Below are 23,982 nucleotides of genomic sequence, written 5' to 3' on the forward strand. Positions count from 1 at the left end.
TAGGTTCGTCACGGGTAATTAGTTTGTAAGAAGCTTCTTCGCTTCATCTTTGGATAAGCCACCCAGATCGGTACAAGTACCGGCTGGCACCAGTTTCCATTCACCTGGATCGTTGTCCGTTTTAGATTGAGCGGCACATGAGTGCGTACCCGCCAAGTTGGCACAGTCGTTTTGACCTGCTTTCGTCACGCCGTAGCATTTTTCTTTACTAGCCGCATAGGCATTGATTGGGGCAGTTACGCCCAGTGATACAGTCGCTGCAATTGCAGCAGCAATAATTGCGTTGTTTTTCATCACTTCATTCCTTATATAAGTATTAAGCTTGGATAGTGTGGTCAATCCAGGCATGCACGTTTTCAACTGCCTGTGAGCCAATCAGCGAATCAACTGCACTGCCATTTTTAAACATGATGAGTGTCGGTACAGAGCGAACATGAAAGGTCTCACGAATGGCGGGCATATCATCGACATCCACTTCAGCCACACTAATATCGCTACGAGTCTTTGAAACTGACTCAATAATCGGGCTATAAATTTGGCAAGGGTTGCACCAGGAAGCTGAGATTTTCAGTAATAAATAGGCATGACGCTGTGCCTCAGCTTCTAGCTCGTCATGAGTAGTAATTCTTCGCATTGTTAAACTCCTTAATGAAAGCCCTGACTTACTCGAGCAAGTAAAGCCAGGGCAAAGCACTAAAATGTTTCAAGTGTTTTATCACTGAAAGTTTTGATGGTTGGCCAGGTGTCATTGGCATTGGTGATATAGCCAGGAATATCTTCAACCCAGAGTTTTTGCACATCTTTATTCAGGTTCAGATAGAGCTTGCCATCCACCACACGCCAAGCAGTTGGGTCTGTATCAAACTTTCTGCCTTTGGTGACGCCATAAGCACAAAAGCCACCGAACTGTGGGGCATATTTGGCTGGCTCAGCACGGAATAAATCGCGATTTTTTTCACTGCTAAAGTGATAAATCGCATTTTTATAGGTCGCGGTATATTCACTTGAGCCTTTAGTGGGTGCCGCTTTGGTGAAATACGCCACTGGGTCATAACCCTGAATAGCCAGGTCATTAGTATTGGCATTCATATCAATATCTGCTGCCAATGTTGCTGCTGAAAGCGTGATCGCAACCGCTGCAGTAGTCGTCATTAAAAATTGCTTTATCATGGTTTACATCTCCGTTATAGGTGTTTGTATTAATTACAGTTTCGATTCGTTACACATTAAGTGACTGATGATTTTCGAATCAGCGGAGACATTATTTCTCATTCAGATTTATAAAATAATAGGACGAATGATTAAAAAACTATTACGCAAACTGAAATAATTAAGCTGCAATGTTTTGCATAAAAATCAGTAGTCAGCCAGCTTGAAAGGGGAGAGACGAGATAACGTGGTTTATCACTATCCATAAATAGTGCTACTTTATGAGATTGATTATTACTTAGATCATCCAATATGCCATTCAGAAAAAAACAGCAACACAGAGCCTTATTCGGTACGAAACAGCAGAGAAGGAATAAGGGAAAACGGCGTTGGATATTCTTTTTACTCTTGCTAACAACGGTTTGTGTCGCGATTTATCACGTTAACAAGCCTTTGCCCGCAGGCGTTAATTTCACCGGCCCCCAACGCACAGCCACGAATGTGCAGTTTCTGGCTGACAGGACCTTCACCGTTGATGGCGAGCGCCAAACGCAGCAACAGATTTTCGATACCGTATTTGAGATGATTGCCAACGCGCGCCATATCGTACTGGTTGATATGTTTTTATTTAATGACTATCTGGGCAAGGGTTCGGAACAGCATAGACCACTTTCAGATGAACTCAGCAACGCGTTGATTGCTCAGAAAAAGCGTTATCCGGATCTGCAAATACACGTTATTTCTGATCCCATTAATAGCCTGTATGGCGGGCTTCCTTCCAAACATTTTGCTGAGCTTAAAGCGGCTGGCATACCCGTCACGCAAACTGACTTGACTCAATTACGTGATAGCAACCCTGCTTATTCAGGTCTTTGGCGTTTATTGATTCAGCCGTTTGGTAATAGTGAAGGCGGGTGGTTACCCAATCCGTTTGGTGAAGGACAAGTCTCTGTAAGAAGCTATCTCAACTTACTGAATTTCAAAGCGAATCATCGCAAGCTGCTTATCGCTGATAATGGCTCAGAATTAACCGCATTAGTGACCTCGGCCAATCCACATGATGGCAGCAGCGCCCACGGCAATGTGGCCTTACGTTTTAATGGGCCGGCAGCATGGGATTTACTGGAGAGTGAAAAAGCTGTGCTGGCGTTGTCAGGTAAAGCACTAGCCAAAGTGGCACTTCAACAAAAGGCTGAAAACACAGACAATAATCTTAGTGTGCAAGTCGTCACCGAGAATGCCGTAGAACAAGCCGCATTAGCCATGATTAACAAAGCTAAATCGGGTGATAAGCTGGATATGGCGATGTTCTACTTATCTGATCGGGATATAGTCGAAGCGCTGAAATCTGCACAAACGCGAGGTATCGTGTTAAGAGTGTTGCTGGATCCCAATAAAGATGCCTTCGGGCGACAAAAAAATGGTATTCCTAATCGTCCTGTGGCCCATGAATTAACGCAAGCCGGTATTACCGTTCGTTGGTGTGATACCCATGGCGAACAATGTCATGCTAAATGGCTGATGCATCTTGGTACTGGTGAAACAACCATGTTACTTGGCTCAACCAATTTCACCCGACGCAATTTACACAATCTTAATCTTGAAACCAGTGTGATTGTAAAAGGACCAGCCAACGCAGCACCTTTTCGGCGTGGTCGTAGCTGGTTTGATGAACGCTGGCATAATCTGTATGGCCGTCATTACAGCGTGGACTATGAAAACTATGCGGATGAAAGACGTTGGCCCCAACTGTTATATCGCACCATGGAAGCCACAGGACTCAGTACGTTTTAGTTACACTAAAAATGGGATAACCCAAAAAGAGTGTCACGCCCAGATGGGCGTGACGATTCTGACAGGCAAAGCTTTACTGAGCTTGTGGCTCTTCCAGATAACGGAAGAAGTCTGAGTCAGCATTGAGCATGAGCGTACTATTTGCTCCTAAGGCCCGATAGCTTTCCAGCGTACGGAAGAAGGAATAGAACTCAGCGTCGGCGCCGAAAGCTTCACCATAAATACGCGTCGCTTCAGCATCTGCCTCACCGCGTATTTTCTCAGCATCACGTGCTGCTTCAGAACGAATACGACGTAGATCGCGTTCCATATTACCCAGGATTTCCTGGCTACGGCCCCGACCTTCAGAACGGAAACGCTCAGCAATAGACTGACGTTCAGCAATCATTCGGCTTTCTACCTGACGACGAACTGATTGAATGTAATTGACGCGTTTAATACGCACATCATCAAGCTCAATCCCCAGTGCTGGCATAGAATCCCGAGCCCGTTTGAGAATACCTGCTTCCAGTAATTCACGACCCAGTTTCGGCTGTTTCTCCAGATTAACGTCACTGCGTTCAGCCAGGGCGGGATCATCTAACTCCGCGACATTCACTTGCCAGTCTTTCGAGCGAACAATCTCTTCCAGTTCGGTAGAAGACACCATATCTCTCACCACTGAATCAATAATGTCATCGAGTCGAGTACGTGCACCAGCTTCATCGCGAACACTGGTTAAAAAGAGTAGGGGATCAGTGATTCTCCAGCGTGCTGTGGTATCCACAAGAATAAACTCTCGACCTAGCGTCGGAATCTGTGTCACATCACCATCCCAAACCAACAGACGTTTATCGAAATAACGGACATTCTGCCAGGGGAGTTTGAACTTCAGCCCCGACTCATTAATGACATCGCCAATTGGTTCACCGAACTGGACCACAATGGCTTGTTGAGATTCATCTACAGTATAGAGAGTAAGGTTTCCGACGATAACGGCTAACACAACGATGAAGGCAAGTAGTGAGGTTTTCATTTGTCACCTCCAATAGTTTTACGACTCACATCGAGCAATGGCAACGGCCCGACTTGACCATCCTGTACCACCAAAATTTGTCCGATATTTGGCAGGATCTCATTCAACGTTTCCAGATAGAGACGTGAACGCGTCACCGTAGGGGCTTGTTGGTATTCACGCAGAACGGCACTAAAACGTGTACTTTCACCATCAGCCCGGTTCACCCGTTCCGTGGCATAACCTTCAGCCTCAGCGACGGTACGAAGCGCAGCACCCTCAGCGTTTGGAATCTCCTGATTCACTCGTTTTTGTGCCTCATTAATCATACGTTCGCGCTCCTGACGGGCTTCATTCACTTCATTGAAAGCGGGTTGAACAGCAGGGGGCGGCACCACATCCTGCATTTCAACGGTGCTGATGCGAATGCCAGCATCGTATTGGTTGAGTATCTCCTGAATCTCATCACCGGCTTTCTGTTGAATCTCCACCCGGCCGATAGTCAGTACCTCTGAGCCCAGCATATTACCGACGATGCGACGCATCACAGACTCGGAAATATCACGCAGAGTACGAGTAGGTTCACGCATCTGATAGAGAAACTTGATGGGGTCTTCAATACGGTATTGCACCACCCATTCAACATCGATCATATTCAAATCGCCGGTGAGCATTAATGACTCATCTTCAAATTCGGCAGCACTGTAGGTGGAGCTTTCTCCCTGACGGGTTCCCCGAGTGCGAAAGCCAAACTCCTGTTTTAATACACGTTCTGTGGCGACCAGTTGTATTTGATCAATGCCAAACGGAATTTTGAAATGCAGCCCCGGATCAGTAATCCCTTTGACGGAACCGAAGCGTTTCACCACAGCGCGCTGTTCTGGTTGCACCGTATAGAAAGAAGTCATTGCACCCCACACCAGCAGAATAAGTAGTAGGACGCCAATAAACCCGCCACCTAACTTGCCACGCGAAGGGCCGCGGCCACCACCAGTCAACTTTTTTATTAATTCAAACAGGTCGGGTGGGCCAGAAGGCCCTCGACCATCGTCTTTTACAGATTGAATCATCTTCTCTCTCCTTTATTTGAAAGGCCAGTCTACTCTTTAGGGGCGGGTATGTACGGAAACTACTCAAATCAAGTATTTCTAGTTTGGAAAATGTGGTGGGAAAATTCGGCCAAGCAGATTTGATAATAAAGCCAGATATTCTTGTCAGTCCTGGTTTAATAATGGAAAATCATTCTCCTTCATAAATCATTCTAAGAAGTTGCTACATGCTCACCGGTGAAATTAAAAGCCAAGTCGATAAAATATGGGAAACATTCTGGACAGGTGGGATAAGTAACCCACTCACGGTTATCGAGCAATTCACCTACCTCTTATTTATTCGTCGCCTGGATGAAATTGAACAACTGGAAGAAAAGAAAGCCAGCGTGGCTGGTAAACGAAGCCAAAAAGCCTTTTACGGTCCGAATCAACAATGCTTCCGCTGGCATAGCTTTCGTGAGCTAGAACCTCAAACTATGTTCAACTTATTTACCCAACCACAGCTAGAAGCGGATGGTTTAACGGTATTTGAGCATATGAAACAACTCGGCGATCAAGCAGGCGTATTTGCTCAATATATGAAAGGGGCGACGTTTATGATCCCCACACCAAAGGTGTTGGATCAAGTTGTACAAATGATTAATGGTATTCAAATGGCCGATCGAGATACTAAAGGCGATCTCTATGAATACTTATTATCGAAAATCGCCACGGCAGGCACCAATGGTCAATTTCGCACGCCACGGCATATCATCAAAATGATGGTGGAAATGATGGAACCTAATCGTGAAGACACGATTTGTGATCCCGCCTGTGGCACGGCAGGCTTTTTAGTGGCATCAGGCGAATATATCTATCAGCATCATCCTGATTGGTTACATGACCAAACTTTCCGTGAACATTTCAATAGCGACATGTTTACCGGTATTGAGTTTGATAGCACCATGCTACGCATAGCCGCAATGAACTTGCAGCTCCATGCGGTTGAACGCCCCAATCTTATTGGTCAGGATGCTTTAGGTGAAGCCAATGCGGCCAGCCGAGATCAATACAGTTTGATTTTGGCGAATCCGCCCTTTAAAGGATCATTAGATTACGACGGCGTGGAAAGCTCATTACTCAAAACCGTGAAAACTAAAAAGACAGAACTACTGTTTATTGCCTTGATGTTACGCATGCTCAAAATCGGTGGTCGCTGTGCTGTGATTATTCCCGATGGTGTGTTATTTGGTTCATCTAATGCCCACAAACAATTACGCCAAACACTGGTGGAAAAGCAACGCCTTGAAGCCATCATTTCAATGCCCAGTGGCGTATTCAAACCATATGCAGGCGTGAGTACTGCGGTGGTGATCTTTACCAAAACCAATAATGGAGGCACAGACAATGTCTGGTTTTATGACATGCATGCCGATGGTTATTCGCTGGATGACAAACGTAGCCCAATTAAAAATAACGATATTGACGATATCGTCCAGCGCTTTAAACAGCGCGATAAAGAAATTAATCGTCAACGCACCGACCAGAGTTTTATGGTGCCCTTTGATGAAATCAAACAAAACGATTGGGATTTAAGCATTAACCGCTATAAAGAAGTGGTGTATGAACAAGTCGAATATGATCCACCGGCAAAAATTATTGCTGAGATAGAACAACTAGATAACGAGCGTGGGCAAGCATTGCAGATCTTGAAGGAGTTGTTAGGGTGAACTCGGTGCTGACAACAAATCAATACAAAAAAGTTGCTATAGGTGATTGTTGTGAAATTATCAGTGGCTCCACACCATCAAGAAATAAAGTCGAGTACTGGGATGGTGAAATAAATTGGTTTACACCAAAAGATCTAAGCCGAATAAAATCAAAATATATTTCAGAAGCACCTGAAAAAATAACTGCCTTAGGCCTTAAAAGTTGCTCAACAACGCCGTTACCAAAAAATTCATTATTACTCAGTTCAAGAGCACCGATTGGCCACATAGCCATCACCACAATTGAAGCGTGCACTAACCAAGGGTTTAAATCATTAATACCAAATAAAAACCTAGATGTTGAATATTTGTACTACGCAATAAAAAACATCATTCCCCAACTCAAAGATTTAGGGAATGGTGCAACATTCAAAGAGATCTCAAAATCTACGCTCAGTAAAGTTCAAATCCCAATGCCTCCTCTGGCAGAACAAAAGCAGATTGCCGCTATTTTGGATGCGGCGGATAAGCTCAGACAAAAAGACCAGCAACTGGTTGAGCATTACACTTCACTTAGCCAATCGCTGTTTTTGGATATGTTTGGTGATCCCTTTGATGGTGATACATACCCACTTGCTGACCATATTTTTATATTAGGCGGCTATGCATTTAAAAGTGAAGACTACATAAAGGAAGAGGGTATTCCACTCATAAAAATTAGCACAGTCAATAGAGGCTATTTTGATGACACTAATTTTTCCTTTTTACCAGAAAGCTTTACCAGTAAATATGAAAAATGGATTATTAAAAAAAACGATATATTAATGTCATTAACAGGTACAGTGGGCAAGGATGATTATGGTAATGTTGCAATGGCTTCTGATACTTATGAGAAGTATTTCTTAAATCAACGTGTAGCCAAGATTAGTTCAATAAATAACAGTTATCACCCTGAGTTTCTATTCGGAATGTTTTCTAACGCTCGGACAAAACAGGAACTTACAAAATTAAGTAGAGGAGTCAGACAAGCAAACATAAGTAATAGAGATATATATGGTTTGAAAATGATTAAGCCAACTTTACATGCACAGAATAAATATATTGTCGCAATCAAGACTATTGAACAACAACAAAAACAAGCGCAGAAAAATTTAGAAAAATCTGAAATACTCTTTAACAGTTTGTTACAACGTGCTTTTACTGGCGAATTAACGGCAAATAAGGCAGCATAGGCTTAGATATCATGAACAGGGACTAGGTGAGTGAGTAATTTTCAGTTTTTACAACGCGATTTTCCGGCTTTATATGCCGATGCGGTTGAAGCTGAACAATTCACTTTTTCATCCCCCAAAGCCTCAGCTATTTTTTGTCGTTCCAGCTTAGAAAATGCCATTAATTGGCTGTATGACCATGAACGCACTTTAAGCCGTCCCTGGCGTGCTGACTTAAGCACCTTAATGCATGAGCATGGTTTTAAATCTTTATTTAACAATACCTTATTTAATGAACTTAATCTGATTCGCAAAACAGGTAATCTCGCTGCACACGGCAAGTCTGTCAGTCAACAGGATGCTTTAGCCTCACTGAAATACCTGTTTCGCTTTATGCGTCATCTAGCTATTTATTATGGTAAATCTGTCCCTGATACTCAGATATTTAATGAAGCATTAATTCCCCGAGCGGATGCTGATACTGTTCAACCACCCAGCATTGAGACTACCCTGGCTGAAGTTGACACAAAGAATCAGTCAAAGCGTGAAAATGAACAACAAATACGTGACAAAGCACAACATAATCCAGCTATAAAACAAGCCATTGAGCAAGAACAACAGCAACTAGCTGAACGCAAAGCCTCACGCGAACAATCCGTTGATATCAGCACAGCCTTACCATTGTTGGTATCTGAAGCAGAAACTCGTCGTCGATACATTGATTTATCACTGAAAGAAGCCGGGTGGGATAATCTGCAAAATGGTTATCATCTGGAATTTGAAGTCACCGGCATGCCTGCCAGCACCAATAAATCAGGCATGGGTTATATAGATTATGTGCTTTGGGGTGACGATGGTTTACCGCTGGCTGTCGTTGAAGCCAAAAAGACGATGCATGATGCCCGAAAAGGCAAACATCAAGCTGAGTTATATGCGAATTGTTTAGAAAAGATGAAAGGGCAACGCCCCATTATTTTTTATAGTAATGGCTTTGAGACTTATCTTTGGGATGACACCTTTTACCCTGAACGTGAAGTTCAAGGCTTTTATACGAAAGACGAACTGCAATTATTAATTGAGCGTCGGCAAACCCGAAAAGACTTACGTTTATTCAAACCTAATGAAGCTATTGTTGGCCGACCTTACCAACTTGAAGCGATTACCCGTGTTGCTGAGAATACGGTAAAAGAGAATAGTCAGGGTGAACTCAAGGGCAGGGCAAGACAAAGCTTGTTAGTCATGGCAACAGGTAGTGGCAAAACCCGAACAGCAGCGGCCATCGTCGATATGTTGACTAAGTGTAACTGGGCCAAACGGGTTTTGTTTTTGGCCGATCGCAATGCACTGGTTACACAGGCTAAGAAAGCCTTTAATATCCATCTGCCACATTTAACCGCTATTGATCTCACCAAAGAAAAAGAAGATAACGGTACGCGCTTAGTTTTTTCGACTTATCCCACCATCATGAATCGAATTGATGGACTACGAGATACGGATAACCGTTTTTACGGTGTGGGACATTTTGACCTGATTATTGTCGATGAAGCTCATCGTTCGGTGTATCAGAAATACAAGTCTATTTTTGCTTACTTTGATGCCTTATTGATTGGTTTAACCGCGACACCAAAAGCCGAAGTTGACCATAACACCTATGGTTTATTTGGCATTGAAGATAATAACCCCACCTTTGCTTATGAACTGAATCAGGCTGTTGCTGATAAGTTTTTAGTGCCACCCAAAACCATGTCGGTGCCATTAAAATTTATGCGTGAAGGTGTTCACTACAATCAATTATCAGCCGCTGAAAAAGCAGAATATGAAGAGAAGTTTGGTGACCCGACCCAAGGTGAAGCTCCCGACGAGATTGAAAGTGCAGCATTAAATAAATGGTTATTTAACACAGACACCGTGGATAAGGTGTTACACCATGTAATGGACGCAGGCATAAAAGTGCAGGGCGACCAGACATTAGGTAAGAGCATTATTTTTGCAAAAAGTCATGCTCATGCACTATTTATAGAAGAACGTTTTAATAAAAACTACCCTGAATATTCGGGTAAATTTTTACGTGTTATTGATAACTATGAAAGTAAAGCTCAAAGCCTGCTGGAAACGTTCGCTGATGAGTATGAAGAGCACGATCCACAGATTGCTGTTTCCGTAGATATGATGGACACGGGTGTTGATGCTCCTCGAGTCGTTAATCTGGTGTTTTTTAAAACCGTAAAATCAGCCACCAAATTTTGGCAAATGATTGGACGAGGGACGCGATTATGTCCCGATTTATTAGGTCCAGGATTAGATAAAACTGAGTTTTATATTTTCGATTATTGCCAAAACTATGAGTATTTTGACATCACGCCTGATGGTTTGCAGGGCAAGATTGTTAAAAGTTTGATTCAACAAGTGTTTGAAGCGAAATTAGAAGTTGCCATGCTTATTCGTGATGATATTTCACGTACTGAAGAGCAGGGGGCATTAGCTGAAAGCTATATCAAAGAATTACATCAAGCTATTTCAAGCTTAGACAGAAACCGTTTTGTCGTTAAAGCGAAACTCCGTTATGTGGTCGAGTTTAGTGATGAAAAGCGTTGGCAAAACTTATCTAAAAGCGATTTATTAGATATCAATACCGAGCTTGCCAACTTAGTCTTGGCTGAAAAAAATGATGATGAATTTGCCCGTCGATTCGATATCCTGCTACTCAACTTCCAGATAGCATTATTGACCGGCTCACATAGTCTGGATCGCTTTATTAATCGTATTACTGGCAGTGCAAATGCATTATTGAAAAAGCAAAACATACCCGCCGTAGCTCAACAAAAAGCCTTATTAACGGATTTGCAGACAGATATATTTTGGCAAAACATCAATGTTAATCGCCTAGATCATATTCGTTTAGCTTTACGTGACTTGATGAAGTATCTCGATAAAGACCAACAGAAAATCGTGATGACTACATTTGAAGACACGCTTGATCACAGCGCTATTGTTATACATGAGCCCATTGGAACCTACGTCACGTTACAAAGTTACAAAGATCGTGTTGAATCTTATGTAAGAAATCACAGTGATCATTTGGTGATTCAAAAACTCAAAACTAATAAGCCGATTACCGAAACGGAAATACACCTCTTAGAAAGCATCTTGTTTGAAGATGAATCTCTCGGTACAAAACAAGACTACATAGATACTTACGGAGATAAACCACTAGGCGTGTTCATTCGTAATATCGTTGGCTTGGATATGGCCGCTGCACAAGCCCATTTTGCTGACTTTATACAGGCAGGGAATTTACGTGCTGATCAAATCACGTTCATCAACAACATCATCAGTTACCTCAATAAAAATGGGGTGATTGATAAATCGTTATTATTTGAACCGCCATTTACCTATCTGCACGACCAAGGATTATTTGGTGTGTTTGATGATGCTACGGCAAGTAAAGTGATTAAGTTAATTGATCGTGTTAATGACAACGCCTTAGTCGCTGCCAGTTAATATGCTCGATTATTTATTTAAAATCATTCAATTAGATCAACTTAGAGAATGGATTGAAGATAAACGCTTTGCAAAACGAGCCGGTCTAAGGTCAACGGCGAGAAGGGTGCTTCAAGTCTTTGATAAGCATAATATTCCTGTCACCAGGATACCGCAGATATTTCCCCAATTTAATTTACACTTCAGTGACTTTGATAGTCTGGATAGTTTAGTAAAAAAACTAAACACTGAGCTTCTTGAAACTATCTCAAAACATTTTTTCATTAATTATGATTGGTTAGAAACCGGCAAGGGACCAATTCAGCAGGTCTTTGAAACTGGCTATGACTTTGAAGCGATATATGACTTCATTGTTAACTATCAGGACAGTAATGATACTTCTATGATTGCGTATTTCGTTGCTCAAAAAGGCATCAAATTTGTGCCAGCATACGATCATGGTTCAGATGAGCACGTCGCTGTAATACTTGAAATAATTCATGGTGAAGGTGAAAAATTAGGTGTGAAATATAGCCGTTATTTACCTCTCTATATGGGTTATTCGCATTACTATAAGACGAGAATGATGCTTAAATCTATCTCATTGCTGTTGTTTCAAGCTCAAAAATCAATTCATCAGAAAGGACTTTTTTCTAAGCATTTAGATTATGAATATTTTGATAACGAATTTGCTTCAAGCCTTACCAACTCCAGCCATTGGGAATGGCATCCAGATGACTATATATTTTGTAATGGCCAAAGTGCTCAGGAAAAAGACCCCATAGACGCGAAACGGATGCAAGAATATTTAAAAGAAATTGGTTTTTATACAAAACTCAAAACATTAAGAAGCACGGAATTTCTTAGTTAATAAGCATTGAAAAATCAGTCATTCATTTTGGGGCTATTTTGAGCATCCGGCCAATAAAGCGGCCAAAATATTTATTATTAACACCTCTTTTAATTTAAAATTCATACATTATCAATAGCTTGCTTTAGTTTTTAGGCGACCAGCAATCCGGCCAAAATGTCGATATTGAATAATAGTGAACAGTGAATTAGCAGATCCATTACCCACAATGAATGTCAGTTTTTAAATTTTTAACCTCTCTAAAATCGCCACAAAAACATTCTGAATAACACGATGTGATGCTTACTAATCGTGTCTATTAATAATTAAACAGACTTGAATAAAAACGTGATACGATTTCGCCATCCAGTTAACGGTATATCCCTGTACCTCTAATCCAGTCATGTATAAATCCGAACAATCTCTCTCTCAACGCTATGTCTTATCCCTTTTGGGGATCTGCTTCTTGTCGTTGTTGTTGCTGACTCTGCCAATAGCTTCCTATGCTAAAAGCGACTCAAGCAATGAGATTAATCACGGGCTTATCAGTCATCTTGATTCATTTAATACGCAGGGATACTTTCTTCGAATAGCTGAAATTAAAAATCAGTCTGATGAAGCATTTTTTCCTGATATTGACTTACCTTTGTGGGCTATTTGTCACTCACAAAATCAACATCCGAAAAACTGGGGTTCAGTCTGTTTTGTATTTAAAGACATTACAGAAGCAACGCCTTTTTCTCGTTATTACCTCTATCCGCCTTTGAGAGCGCCCCCTCTAGCTTAGTTTCGTCCATACAAATCGGCCCTTTGGCTAGGGCTTTTTATTTCGAAAACGTTAGAGGTTTTTCATGAAATCATTGTCTTCACGGACCATTGTTTATGGTTTGTTGATTGTGTTCGCGCTGCTGTGCAGTTTACCTAACATTCTTCCTTATTCTTTGTCTCAAAAACTTCCCACCTGGTATACCGACACGACCATTTCTATGGGGTTGGATTTACAGGGTGGTTCACACCTGCTTTTGGAAGCGGACACAAAAGAGTTATTAAACAAACAATATGACTTGCTGCAGTCTGAGCTGACCAGCGAGTTGCAAAAGCAAGGGATTTACTACACGAGTCCTGTCATTTCTGAGTCAGGTTTATATATACCCATTCGTAAAAGCGCGGACATCGATAAATCCATTGAACTTGCTAGTCAGTTAGCGCGTAATTCAACAGATGGCAAAAAACGTTTTGACATCAAAAAAGAAATTGACGGGATTCAAATAAGCTTAGATCAACGATGGGTTGAATCACTCGTCACGGATGTTGTTAACCAAAGTCTTGAGGTAGTCAGAAAACGCCTTGATGAGACGGGACTGGTTGATCCGAGTATTACCCGTCAAGGCAAGCAAGATATTCTGGTTCAAATGCCGGGTGTGGCAGATCCTACTAAGATTCGTGAACTGCTTGGCACCACGGCAAAAATGACGTTTCATTGGGCAGCCACTGATACAACAAAAAATACGGTGACTTACCCCGATATCGATACGGATAGCCGCTACCGTCTCGAAACTCAGGTGGCCATGGAAGGTAAACATATACGCGATGCTCAGGTAGGGTTTAATCAGAAAACCGGTGAACCCGTAGTTAATTTCAAGCTTGATAGTGAAGGCGCCAAATTATTTGGCAATATGACCCATAACAATATAGGTCGGGCACTCGCTATCGTGCTTGATGGGAAAGTCATTACAGCCCCTGTTATTCGCAGTGAAATACCGGGTGGAAGCGGTGAGATTAGTGGCAATTTCACTACCTCTGAAGCGAATAATTTAGCGTTATTATTGAGAGCAGGGGCTTTGCCTGTTCCATTACATGTGATTGAAGAGCGAACCGTTGGTCCTGATCTTGGCAGTGATGCCATACAAATGGGGCTAACAACCGGCCTGTTAGGCGCAGCAATGGTCGTGATTTTCATGCTGGGAATCTATGGCAGATGGGGACTTATCGCGTGTACAGGTCTTGCTATTAACGTAGGGCTGATTTTTGGTGCACTCGGTTTACTTGGCGCAACACTCACGCTGCCTGGCATTGCCGGTATTATCCTGACCATTGGCATGGCGGTGGATGCCAATATTCTTATTAATGAACGCATCCGGGAAGAATCAAAGCGAGGTAAAGCAGCTTGGAAAGCGCTTCGTGAGGGCTTTGACAGAGCGTATACCACCATTCTGGACTCAAATTTAACGACGCTTATCGCGGTAAGTTTGTTATTTATGTTTGGTACAGGACCTGTTCAGGGCTTTGCTGTGACGATAGGAATCGGCCTGGTGACTTCAATGTTTACTGCCGTTGCCGTGACACGATTACTGATGGAATGGTCTATTCGGGGTAAAGAAAAACAGCCTTTAAAGATCAACGGTTTCAATTTCTTAGATAAATTAAGCGGCAAGGGCATTAATTTTCTGCGTGGGCGTTATGCAGGCCTGACAACGTCAGCCATTTTGTCTATTGCTGCTGTGGTGTTGTTCTTTCAGCCAGGTCTGAAATATGGCGTTGATTTTACTGGGGGGACATTAGTTGAGGTTCACGCCACGGATTTATCTGTTGAACAAATCAGAAATACGCTGGGAATTCACCATTTATCAGATGCCCTTATTCAGGAAACAGGGAAGGCGGGGGACTTTCTGGTCAGGCTGCCTGTGACATCAACTGACCCTGGTGCCACATCACAGCAAGTTAATGATTTAAAAGAAGCCGTACTGACTATTCAGCCTGATGCTGACTTTCCTAAAGTCGATATGGTGGGCCCTAAAGTCAGTGGTAATTTCTCCGATAACACGATCCTGGCTATCTTGTTAGCTGGGGTAGGGATGTTAATCTACCTGACAGTGCGGTTTGAATCTCATTTTGCTATCGCTGCAACATTAACGATTGCGTTGGATTTAACTAAAACCATTGGTTTTTTTGCGTTAACAGGTGTTGAATTTAATCTGACAGCAGTGGCGGCATTGTTAGCCCTTATCGGTTATTCCATCAATGATAAAGTGGTGGTGTTTGATCGTATTCGAGAAAGCATACGGGCCACACCGGATAAACCGATTATTCAGATGATGAATGAGAGTATTTCATCGACATTAACCAGGACCGTATTTACGTCTGTTACCACATTTTTGGCACTTTTACCGATGGGAATAGCAGGAGGGTCAGCCGTTTCAAGTTTTGCCTTACCTATGCTTTTTGGCATAGTGATTGGTACAAGTTCATCAGTATTTATTGCGGCCCCTATTTTGTATTTCTTGAGTCAACGCAGAAGCCAAAAAGGTCTGGCACTGCTGAGACCAACGACAGAAGAAATGCGTGAGAAGTTGGCTCAAATTCCTTAGAGAGGATAAGTATGGTTTGGTTATTGCTGTTAAGTGGTTTAGTACTGCTCATTTTTGGAGCGGATATGCTGGTAAAAGGGGCTGCCAAGCTTGCCGGTAGTTTTGGTGTGCCACCATTAGTCATTGGCTTAACCGTCGTCGCATTTGGAACGAGTGCTCCTGAACTCGCTGTCAGCGTTAAATCTGCCTGGTCGGGCCAGGCAGAGCTGGCTATTGCGAATGTGATTGGAAGTAATATTTTTAACATTCTATTCATTCTTGGTCTGGCTGCACTCATATCCCCATTACTCGTTTCCAAGCAGCTTATAAGACAGGATGTGCCTATTATGATTGCTGTGTCTGCCATAGCGACGGTCATGGTATGGAATGGATTACTTGAGAGATGGGAATCAGCCATTTTGTTTTTAGCTTTACTTGCTTACACCGGTTTTCTGTTTATCCAAGGCAAAAAGCAAAACGATGAAGAGGGAATAGCTGAAATCGATGAATTGCTGTCCGGGAATACACCGACATGGAAAAGCGTATTGTATTTCGTTATCGGCCTCATATTACTGGTGTTAGGTGCTCGCTGGTTAGTACAAAGTGCGATTAGCATTGCTACAGGATTAGGTGTTAGTGAAGCTGTTATCGGACTAACCATTGTTGCTGTGGGCACATCATTACCTGAAGTTATGACCTCAGTTATGGCAACAATACGAGGGGAGCGAGACATTGCAATTGGTAATGTTGTCGGTAGTAATATTTTCAATATCCTCTGTGTGCTTGGTCTGGCAGGACTCATCTCACCAGAGCCATTAATTGCTGGCCCACAATTGGCAACATTAGATATACCTGTCATGTTGGCTGTTTCAGTTTTATGTCTACCTTTATTTTTTGTGGGTGCCACATTAACCCGGTTTGAGGGATTTTTATTCCTGCTTTTATATACATCTTATGTTTCGTACATGATTTTAGTGGTTACTCAGGCTAACTTCGCAACCACATTAGAACAGGCTTTAATCTATGGCTTAATTCCAGCTGTATTTATTTATGTCAGTTTTACTTTAGTAAGAGATTTGATGCAGCGGGAGAAAAAATAATCAACGCTAGTAAGTCCGGTTTGAGACAAAATTACAGAATACAAAATCGTCCATAAAGATTGGTTTGGATCTCTGATTAACCAGAATTTGAGATCTAATAAATAAAACACGCATCCAAAAAAATGCTGAATAAGCACTTTTGAATTTAAAAATCTGCAGGGTGATTACCCAAAATAAAAGTCAGATTTTAAATTTTGAATACCTGCAAAACGCCACAAGAAACATCCTCAATGACAACGATCGATTTGTCATAACGCATATTATAAGAATAGACCAGAAGCGGATTTGAACAACTTAAAAATCGAGTCATTCGGCTCTCGTTTTCGCGTCTATTTAAGTTCGTATAATATATATTATGTTAAATATAATAGATGATAATGCTTTCTAAAGTAGATGTGAGTATTTACATAGACTTCTTAAGACCAACCTCTTTTGGTGGTTAAAAGCACAGATATTTGTGATGAAGATAACGTTCAGACAGGCTCGATATGCAGCCAGAATGACAAAGAAACAAGTGGCTGAGTACCTGGAAATATCACCAGGCACTGTGGCTCATTATGAGAAAACAAACCATGCCCCCAAAGTAATTATTGAGTGTCTTTTATTGCTTGGTGGCAAGATGCCAAGTATCGGCCGTCGGAATTGTTTTGAGGGTTGGTCTTTTGGCAATGGTTATCTGTGGTCACCCTCTGGAGAGAAATTTACCAGTGGAGAAATTCTCGCATCGCGTATTACTAGAAAATTGGCGGATGAACTTTATGAAGAGAATGTGAGGCTAAGAAAACAAAATCATAGTCGCCAAAAAAAGAGCGATTAATTTGCATAATCGCCCCCTCTTCTTTGTATGTTCAAAATTTAAAATCTGACGTTGGTTTCGGGTAATTTCGGGTAATTACCCTGCAGATTTTAAAATCTGAATATGTCGATTTTAGCGGTGTGCTACTTTGACGGTCGTGTTTTGCCAGACTTTGTGAACTTGTCTTTTGATTTGTTCAAAATGTGCTGATTGATCTGGCTGTTTATGAAGTTCAAGCATTATGTTAATGCCGTCTATCAGATAATCAGCCGCGTTCATTAATAAACTGGCTAAACGATTGGTGTCTTCGGCTCGGGTGGCAATACCGACAATAATCTGATGATCATCCATTTCAAGATCTTGTTCGACAGAGTGAATTCGAGAATGAACGGTTTCGCTTAAAAAAGCATATTCTGTGCGATATTCACTCATCAAACCGGCCATTTCAGCTTTGATAGCAGTACTGACATCGCCACGGTTAATTTCATCCGCGCTGTTTATCATGCGTTCCAAATCATTCATCTCAAGTTCGGTTAAAGCATGAATCTCGAGCTGTTTCAGATAAAAGCGTGTCAGCACTTCCCTTCTTTGATCAGTATCACCATCAGTCATGGCTTCGAGAAAGTCTTCATGACGATAAAATGCCGCGAGATTGAATAAGGCCTCTAGTAAACAACGCGACATGATTTCTGTTTCATGAATCATGCCCCGTTCGGCCATCAGCAGAATAGATTGAAAGTGAGAGAGCATACGTTGGAAATAAAGGCTTAGATAGACTTCATTTTTATCATCAGGGTGAATGTGGCAGTGATTTAAAATCGATTGCCCCAACTGGCTTAAATCTTCACAAACAAGGTATTGTGGAGTCTGGTGCATTTCAACACTGAGCGTTCCTGTTCGTGATTGCTCTGATAGAAAGCCTGTATCCTTAAAACTTGTTTGCTCTGACATAAAAACCTCTTTTATTACTTAGTGATTATCTATCTTACGCTTACCTGCTTGGCTTACAAAGCCTGATCTGTTTTTGACTCATGATTTCATTTCTGTATAACTGGTGTGAACAGATACATAGATAAGGAGAATAATATGGGATGGCGTGAAGATGGTACAGAAAAAACCTATACAGATGAAGAGGTTGAAGCACGTTTAAAACAAGAGCTTCCACATTGGTATTTAGAGAACGGCTGGATACGTCGCAAATATAAAACCAGTGGCTGGAAAAGTACCTTGATGGTGGTCAATACCATCGGTCATTTAGCAGAGGCGGCATTTCATCATCCGGATTTAACGGTGTCTTACGCGTTTGTTATCGTCAAACTAACCAACCATGCAGCCAAAGGCATTACGGATAAAGATTTTGAGCTCGCCAAGAAATTTGAAGAAGTGGTGATGTGGCAGCCTGGCCTGGATGATGGAGCATTAGTTGGCACACCGGATGATGCTCGCTTTAAATATATTAAATACGATTAGTGGATAGCTAGATGGATATTGATGAGTCTTTGAATGTCTTTGGTGAAAAGTTAGAAAGTTGTAGTGAAGAACCTCTCACGGGCTTTTACCGTGATGGTTGTTGTAATACCAGTGATGCTGACTACGGTCAGCACACGGTTTGTGTGCAAGTTAGTCAGGCATTTCTGGAATATTCACGTTTCCGTGGTAATGATTTAACCACGCCGGTGAAAGAATTTGGTTTTCCTGGTTTGAAACCAGGCGATCGCTGGTGTTTATGTGCACAACGCTGGTTGGAAGCCTATGAGCACGATATGGCACCAAAAATCTATCTGGCTGCCACGCACCAACGCGCGACTGAAGTGATTCCGCTCGAAGTATTAAAAGAATATGCGGCAGATCTAAATTAGTCCGTATTACGTATGGCTGGCAAAAAACCTTTCTACATCTTCAATATTCTGGCTTATTGGCATGGGCGGTAAACTACGCATAAACACTTTACCGTAAGGTTTACTTAAAAAGCGGGGATCGCAGAGTACCAATACCCCGGAATCATGGGTATCACGAATCAGGCGGCCAATCCCTTGTTTCAACTGAATAACGGCAGCCGGGATTTGGATCGTTCGAAAAGGGTTACCGCCCCGCTCTTTTAAGTCATTAATACGGGCTTCCAACACGGGATCACCAGGTGAAGCAAAGGGAATTTTATCAATTAACACACAGGACAGCGCTTCACCCCGCACGTCCACGCCTTCCCAGAAGCTATTGGTGCCAAGCAAAATAGCATTGCCATGACTGCGAAATTCTTCTAGTAACTGGGTTTTGGCGCCTGAGCCTTGTACCAGCACCGGATAATCAGATTCTTTCAAGGCCTCAGCAACTTCATGCATGGCTTTGTAGCTGGTGAATAATAAAAAGATGCGTCCCTGGCTGTGTTCAATCACCGATTTCGCCACTTCAGCAACATGACTATTGTAGTTCGGGTGTGAAGGCTCAACCGGAATGGTGGGCATATAAAGTAAGCTTTGTTTGCCATAATCAAAGGGACTTTGCCAGCTGGCAGTTATCGGATCTTCCAAACCTAACTGATGTGTGAAGTTATTAAACTTGCCTGCCACAGTGAGTGTGGCTGAAGTGAATATCCAGGCCTGCGGTTTATCTTTTATCCAGCTTTGAAAATACTGACTAACTTCTTGTGGTGTAGCATGCAAAATAAAACTCGAGCTACGGTTATCAAGCCACAATACCAGTTCTGTTTGTTCGTTTTGCTGAAATAAAGACAAACGTTCGATCAAATCCTGACAACGTTGGTGACACTGTTCCAGGCCTCTGCCCCGCTCGGCTGCAGAATCAAGTTGAATTTCCAGTTTTTCTAATGATTCCAATAAGATATTAAGCTTTTCTATAATATCTTGAGACTTCTCTAACACAGGCTGCCAGGGAACACGTTGCTCATGCTCGCCCAGGGACAGATTAAATTGGTGTAAGCGATTATCCAGTTGTTCTGCCGCAATGCGAATATCGTTCATATCGGTAGCTTCAGCTTCCATTTCACGAATGCTGTCGCGACTTAACTCTTGAATTTGATGACTGCTGACTCGATGTCCGAGGAATTGACTGGCAATTGCCGGAAGTTGATGGGCTTCATCAATAATATATGCATCGGCATCAGGTAAGACCTCGCCCTGCCCCGACGATTTCAGTGCCATATCCGACATCAGTAAGTGGTGGTTAACGACTACTATATCCGCTTCCTGGGCTTTGCGTCTGGCTTCAACAATAAAACATTCGTCGTATTGTGGGCATTGCTGACCAAGACAGTTATCAACAGTTGAGGTGACTTTCGGCCATAGCGGGGAGTTTTCGTCTAATAAATCGGTTTCACTTAAATCCCCAGTAGTCGTTTTACCGCTCCATTCTCGTAAGGTTTGCAGGGTATGTTGATGGTATTGCTGACCGGGTTCAGACTCAGCCAGACCAAGACGGTGATGGCATAGATAGTTACTTCGACCTTTTAATAAAGCAGTTTTTAACGGAACAGAAAGTACTTCACGAAGTTTCGGTAAGTCTTTGTTAAATAATTGGTCTTGTAAGTTTTTTGTGCCCGTTGAGATAAACACTTTCTGTCCTGAAAGCATCGCTGGTGCAAGGTAGGCAAAGGTCTTACCTGTGCCGGTGCCGGCTTCAGCGATGAGAATATCGCCATGCGTTAGCGCATCACCGACTTGCCGTGCCATCTCCAACTGTTGGGTTCTGCTGGTGTATCCTGAAATGTGTTTTGATAACAAACCATTATCTGCAAATAGTTCATCAATGCGTTCGATCATGCTATCCCTATTCGTTGATTTATCATCCACACCAGACAGATACCCACGACAAAAAAACTAAGTCCACAGGCATAAGCGACTCTTTTATGCTGGTTTATCAAGTTTGCTTCAGGCTCAGTGGATAAAATATATGGCTGGTCTTTATGTGTGGAAGCTTTAAGTATGCTCAGTGGTTTTTCATGTGCCATTGCACCAACTTTTGCTTTGGCCTGCTGATAGGCATCTTTTCTGGCTTGCTCCCATTCTTGCTGGCTAAGTTGGCCATCTCGATTTGTATCATATCGATGCAAAAGATCATTGGGATCTTTTTTCCAGTCTTTTAATGTGGAAGTCATCATATTTTTTAAACTCGAATCTTCAATGCTGGCTACGGTTTGAAACTCGCCCAGCGCATAAAGATATTCCCCTTCCAGAATGCTCCACTCGGTATAGCGACGAGCAGGAAAGCTATCTCGTTTATACCAGCGTTTTTTTCGCTTGGTGATGACATTGGCATCATCCGGATCAATCACGCACTGATCCGAGCTGTCATCTAACAGGAAAATATCATCACTCGTGTGTGTTTTGATAACTTTCCAGCGTGACTTGATACGCCCTTTTCCTTCATATTCAGTGACTTGTTCTTCGATGGTATAGCGAAACCAGACACATCTTGTCCCAGATATCGGCGAAATAATCGGTGGCCCTTCCATCAAACCAGTCGTACCAATTAATTCAACATAACCTTGCGGTGCTGAGCGGATTTTAGCCGTTGGCACGTTTTCGATCAGTCTGGCATATTGATAGTGTTTTACCATCTGATAAAACAATACGATCACTATCGCTGATAAGACCGCCGCCGCAATATAAAACTCAGTAACCGTGAGCTTGTTTATCTCAATAGAAAGTGAGGCCAGCCAATCCTGCATTTAGCGTTCAAACAAGCTCTTGATGTCCAGGTCGACAAGTTCTTCAGATGTAAATTCGAGCAAGGTAAACGATTTAAAACCAAAAAAGCGCGCCAGGATAACATCAGGAAACTGCTCGATACGGACATTATTGATATTGACGCTTTCATTATAAAATTCACGGCGATCAGCAATGCTGTTTTCCAAGCCTGTAATCCGTGCCTGTAAATGCTGGAATGATTGATCTGCCTTCAGTTCGGGATAGGCTTCTGCCACAGCAAATAAACTACCAAGCCCCATTCTCAAGGCGCCTTCGGCAGAACCTAACGCTAAAATATCACCATTTTGTTGGGCAGTGGCGACTGAAGCACGTGCCTGCATGACTTTTTCCAAAGTGTCCTGCTCGTACTGCATATATTGACGGCAGGTTTCAACCAGTTTGGGGAGTTCATCGTGACGTTGTTTTAGTAATACATCAATGTTTGACCAGGCTTTACTGACATTGTGTTTCAACGTGACTAGATTGTTGTAAATGATGATGAGATAGACGATTAGAACAACAATAACTGCCCAAAATATAAATCCGGTAATAGTCATCCATTTTCCCTCAAATAATTAGTCGTCCTGGTTGTCCCATACTTCGGTTTCCGACCCATTTTCACGTGTCCATACCCGTTCACCGATAATTTTGAACTGTGCAATCGACATGGCACCGCGTTTTTTTCGGTTACTGTCTTTTTTATTATCTAAGGCTTCTGCGATAGCTTCGCGGCTTGCTTCATAGATTTCATCGACTTCATAGTGCTCATCAAACAGCACTAACACAGCGAGGTCCCAATCCTGCTCTGGATTTAATTGTCCAATTCTTGGGCTGGCTTTACTGCTATCAAAAATCGCACGCCCTTTGATAATAATGCGTTTATCCTGACGACTACCCTCTTTACCCGTCGCATCAATCGGACTGTTAGGATCATTAATCAGAGAAAGGTTGAGTGCTCGAGCAGCATCAAAACGGGCAATCTCGCCCGTAATAGGTAAGGTACTTCCGGTCGCCTCACGGTATTTGGCCGCGAGCTGTCGGGTTTCATGCATTAATTTATCAATGGAATAGAGGTCCATATCTACCTTGAATGTTTTTTCATTTGCCACCGATTATACATGGCAAAAAAAACGGTCTGTCCAGTTAAATAGACAGACCGTTTAAAACTTGAGGCTGTGAATATTTCCTCTTATGAAGAGACCACAGCTAACTCATTGATTTTCCGGTTTTTATTTTTTTGCATCAAGTTCTTTTTGGTAATATTTGTGAACCAATTTATCTTGATTTTCCAATAAATAATCGATGCTTGGTTCGTTATTCATGGCTTTTTCGATAGCACGGCGAGTCGCTTCGCGGTGAATATTGAATAAAGCTTCGTGATCTAAATCTTCAACAGTCACGATGCTTGGGTTCAACCAAACAGAAACGATGATACCTAAATCATTCGCTTTTTCTTTTGGAATAGTGCCGTTACGAACCGCATCTAATACACCATTAGCGATGGCGCCTTGAACTGTACCCATCAAAATATTGGTATACGCCGTTTTCTTAACAGTCACTTTACTGACCATTAATGTCGCAGGTTTAACTTGCATGTCAGTGTTCATCAGCGCTAATACGCGTGAGTGACCTTGAACCTGGTCGCCCATCAGGTTAGCAAATGCGGTACCAAATGGACCGTCTAATTCACCGATAACCACTTCTGGCTCAGCCGCTGTAAAAGCAGGGCCACCGGCAACTAGTGCTTCACCTGTACGCATGACAATTCTATCGCTCATAGGATAATTCTCCTGTTGGATTGCTAAAAGATGAAGTAATTAT

At 42.3% G+C, this 23,982-nt stretch carries 22 protein-coding genes; 11 read left to right on the plus strand and 11 right to left on the minus strand.

The genetic code is table 11. The features are described 5' to 3' along the window. Nucleotides 1-18: 18 nt before the first annotated feature. Genes B2248_RS07590 through B2248_RS07600 form a run of 3 tightly spaced genes read right to left on the minus strand, consistent with a single transcriptional unit; the run spans nt 19 to nt 1,170 of the window. Nucleotides 19-294 (minus strand): DUF2282 domain-containing protein, encoded by a 276-nt coding sequence (locus B2248_RS07590; protein ID WP_273180431.1) that lies wholly within the window; start codon nt 292-294, stop codon nt 19-21. 22 nt (nt 295-316) lie between these two features. Beyond that, complete coding sequence (locus B2248_RS07595) at nt 317-634, minus strand: thioredoxin family protein (RefSeq protein WP_007145062.1); 318 nt, start codon at nt 632-634, stop codon at nt 317-319. A 59-nt stretch (nt 635-693) separates the two neighbouring features. Then, on the minus strand, nt 694-1,170 hold the full coding sequence (locus B2248_RS07600; RefSeq protein WP_273180433.1) for a YHS domain-containing (seleno)protein: 477 nt from the start codon (nt 1,168-1,170) through the stop codon (nt 694-696). Between the two features lie 291 nt (nt 1,171-1,461). Here B2248_RS07600 and B2248_RS07605 point away from each other — a divergent pair, with 291 nt between their 5' ends. After that, nucleotides 1,462-2,943 carry a phospholipase D family protein gene (locus tag B2248_RS07605; protein ID WP_273180435.1) on the plus strand — a complete coding sequence of 494 codons (1,482 nt, stop codon included), beginning with the start codon at nt 1,462-1,464 and terminating at the stop codon, nt 2,941-2,943. 73 nt (nt 2,944-3,016) lie between these two features. On the opposite strand, the gene hflC is transcribed toward B2248_RS07605, so the two are convergent. After that, entirely contained in the window at nt 3,017-3,958 is a 942-nt protein-coding gene (hflC, locus tag B2248_RS07610; RefSeq protein ID WP_273180436.1) for a protease modulator HflC, read from the minus strand. Next, nucleotides 3,955-5,007: an FtsH protease activity modulator HflK gene (hflK, locus tag B2248_RS07615; RefSeq protein ID WP_273180438.1), complete on the minus strand. Its 1,053-nt coding sequence runs from the start codon at nt 5,005-5,007 to the stop codon at nt 3,955-3,957. The genes hflC and hflK overlap by 4 nt, the downstream gene beginning before the upstream one ends. Before the next feature lie 206 nt (nt 5,008-5,213). Between hflK and B2248_RS07620 the strand changes: the two genes are divergently transcribed. The 8 genes from B2248_RS07620 to B2248_RS07655 all read left to right on the plus strand — a co-directional run bounded on the left by B2248_RS07620 (nt 5,214) and on the right by B2248_RS07655 (nt 17,479). Then, nucleotides 5,214-6,695 carry a type I restriction-modification system subunit M gene (locus B2248_RS07620; protein ID WP_273180441.1) on the plus strand — a complete coding sequence of 494 codons (1,482 nt, stop codon included), beginning with the start codon at nt 5,214-5,216 and terminating at the stop codon, nt 6,693-6,695. Nucleotides 6,696-6,700: 5 nt separating this feature from the next. Then, a complete protein-coding gene (locus B2248_RS07625; RefSeq protein WP_273180443.1) occupies nt 6,701-7,906 on the plus strand; it encodes a restriction endonuclease subunit S in 1,206 nt (401 codons plus the stop codon). Between the two features lie 30 nt (nt 7,907-7,936). Then, complete coding sequence (locus tag B2248_RS07630; RefSeq protein ID WP_273180445.1) at nt 7,937-11,386, plus strand: DEAD/DEAH box helicase family protein; 3,450 nt, start codon at nt 7,937-7,939, stop codon at nt 11,384-11,386. A gap of 1 nt (nt 11,387) precedes the next feature. Continuing rightward, nucleotides 11,388-12,236, plus strand: coding sequence for a hypothetical protein (locus B2248_RS07635; protein WP_273180447.1), 849 nt, complete (start codon nt 11,388-11,390; stop codon nt 12,234-12,236). 445 nt (nt 12,237-12,681) lie between these two features. Next, nucleotides 12,682-13,002 (plus strand): hypothetical protein, encoded by a 321-nt coding sequence (locus B2248_RS07640; protein ID WP_273180448.1) that lies wholly within the window; start codon nt 12,682-12,684, stop codon nt 13,000-13,002. Nucleotides 13,003-13,066: 64 nt separating this feature from the next. Further along, nucleotides 13,067-15,583 (plus strand): protein translocase subunit SecD, encoded by a 2,517-nt coding sequence (gene secD, locus B2248_RS07645; RefSeq protein WP_273180450.1) that lies wholly within the window; start codon nt 13,067-13,069, stop codon nt 15,581-15,583. Between the two features lie 11 nt (nt 15,584-15,594). Next, complete coding sequence (locus B2248_RS07650; protein ID WP_273180452.1) at nt 15,595-16,662, plus strand: calcium/sodium antiporter; 1,068 nt, start codon at nt 15,595-15,597, stop codon at nt 16,660-16,662. Nucleotides 16,663-17,161: 499 nt separating this feature from the next. After that, a complete protein-coding gene (locus tag B2248_RS07655) occupies nt 17,162-17,479 on the plus strand; it encodes a hypothetical protein (RefSeq protein ID WP_273180453.1) in 318 nt (105 codons plus the stop codon). Between the two features lie 111 nt (nt 17,480-17,590). Here B2248_RS07655 and B2248_RS07660 read toward each other — a convergent pair whose 3' ends face one another. After that, nucleotides 17,591-18,409 (minus strand): DUF5677 domain-containing protein, encoded by an 819-nt coding sequence (locus B2248_RS07660; RefSeq protein ID WP_273180455.1) that lies wholly within the window; start codon nt 18,407-18,409, stop codon nt 17,591-17,593. Between the two features lie 135 nt (nt 18,410-18,544). Here B2248_RS07660 and B2248_RS07665 point away from each other — a divergent pair, with 135 nt between their 5' ends. Together B2248_RS07665 and B2248_RS07670 are read left to right on the plus strand one after the other, a co-directional pair. Beyond that, nucleotides 18,545-18,928, plus strand: coding sequence for a 4a-hydroxytetrahydrobiopterin dehydratase (locus tag B2248_RS07665; protein WP_007145047.1), 384 nt, complete (start codon nt 18,545-18,547; stop codon nt 18,926-18,928). Nucleotides 18,929-18,945: 17 nt separating this feature from the next. Next, nucleotides 18,946-19,317, plus strand: coding sequence for a DUF2237 family protein (locus B2248_RS07670; RefSeq protein ID WP_272941592.1), 372 nt, complete (start codon nt 18,946-18,948; stop codon nt 19,315-19,317). A 6-nt stretch (nt 19,318-19,323) separates the two neighbouring features. Here the strand turns inward: B2248_RS07670 and B2248_RS07675 are convergent, their stop codons facing one another. The 5 genes from B2248_RS07675 to fae form a co-directional block, all read right to left on the minus strand. After that, nucleotides 19,324-21,234 carry an ATP-dependent DNA helicase gene (locus B2248_RS07675; RefSeq protein ID WP_273180456.1) on the minus strand — a complete coding sequence of 637 codons (1,911 nt, stop codon included), beginning with the start codon at nt 21,232-21,234 and terminating at the stop codon, nt 19,324-19,326. Then, a complete protein-coding gene (locus B2248_RS07680; RefSeq protein ID WP_007145044.1) occupies nt 21,231-22,142 on the minus strand; it encodes a hypothetical protein in 912 nt (303 codons plus the stop codon). The genes B2248_RS07675 and B2248_RS07680 overlap by 4 nt, the downstream gene beginning before the upstream one ends. Further along, entirely contained in the window at nt 22,143-22,718 is a 576-nt protein-coding gene (locus B2248_RS07685; protein ID WP_273180459.1) for a LemA family protein, read from the minus strand. It abuts the gene before it with no gap. A gap of 18 nt (nt 22,719-22,736) precedes the next feature. Continuing rightward, on the minus strand, nt 22,737-23,270 hold the full coding sequence (locus B2248_RS07690; RefSeq protein ID WP_237701193.1) for a hypothetical protein: 534 nt from the start codon (nt 23,268-23,270) through the stop codon (nt 22,737-22,739). 120 nt (nt 23,271-23,390) lie between these two features. Continuing rightward, nucleotides 23,391-23,939 carry a formaldehyde-activating enzyme gene (fae, locus tag B2248_RS07695; protein ID WP_091714082.1) on the minus strand — a complete coding sequence of 183 codons (549 nt, stop codon included), beginning with the start codon at nt 23,937-23,939 and terminating at the stop codon, nt 23,391-23,393. Nucleotides 23,940-23,982: the final 43 nt, after the last annotated feature.

The organism is Methylophaga sp. UBA2012, from assembly GCF_002335235.1.
GTDB lineage: Bacteria > Pseudomonadota > Gammaproteobacteria > Nitrosococcales > Methylophagaceae > Methylophaga > Methylophaga thalassica.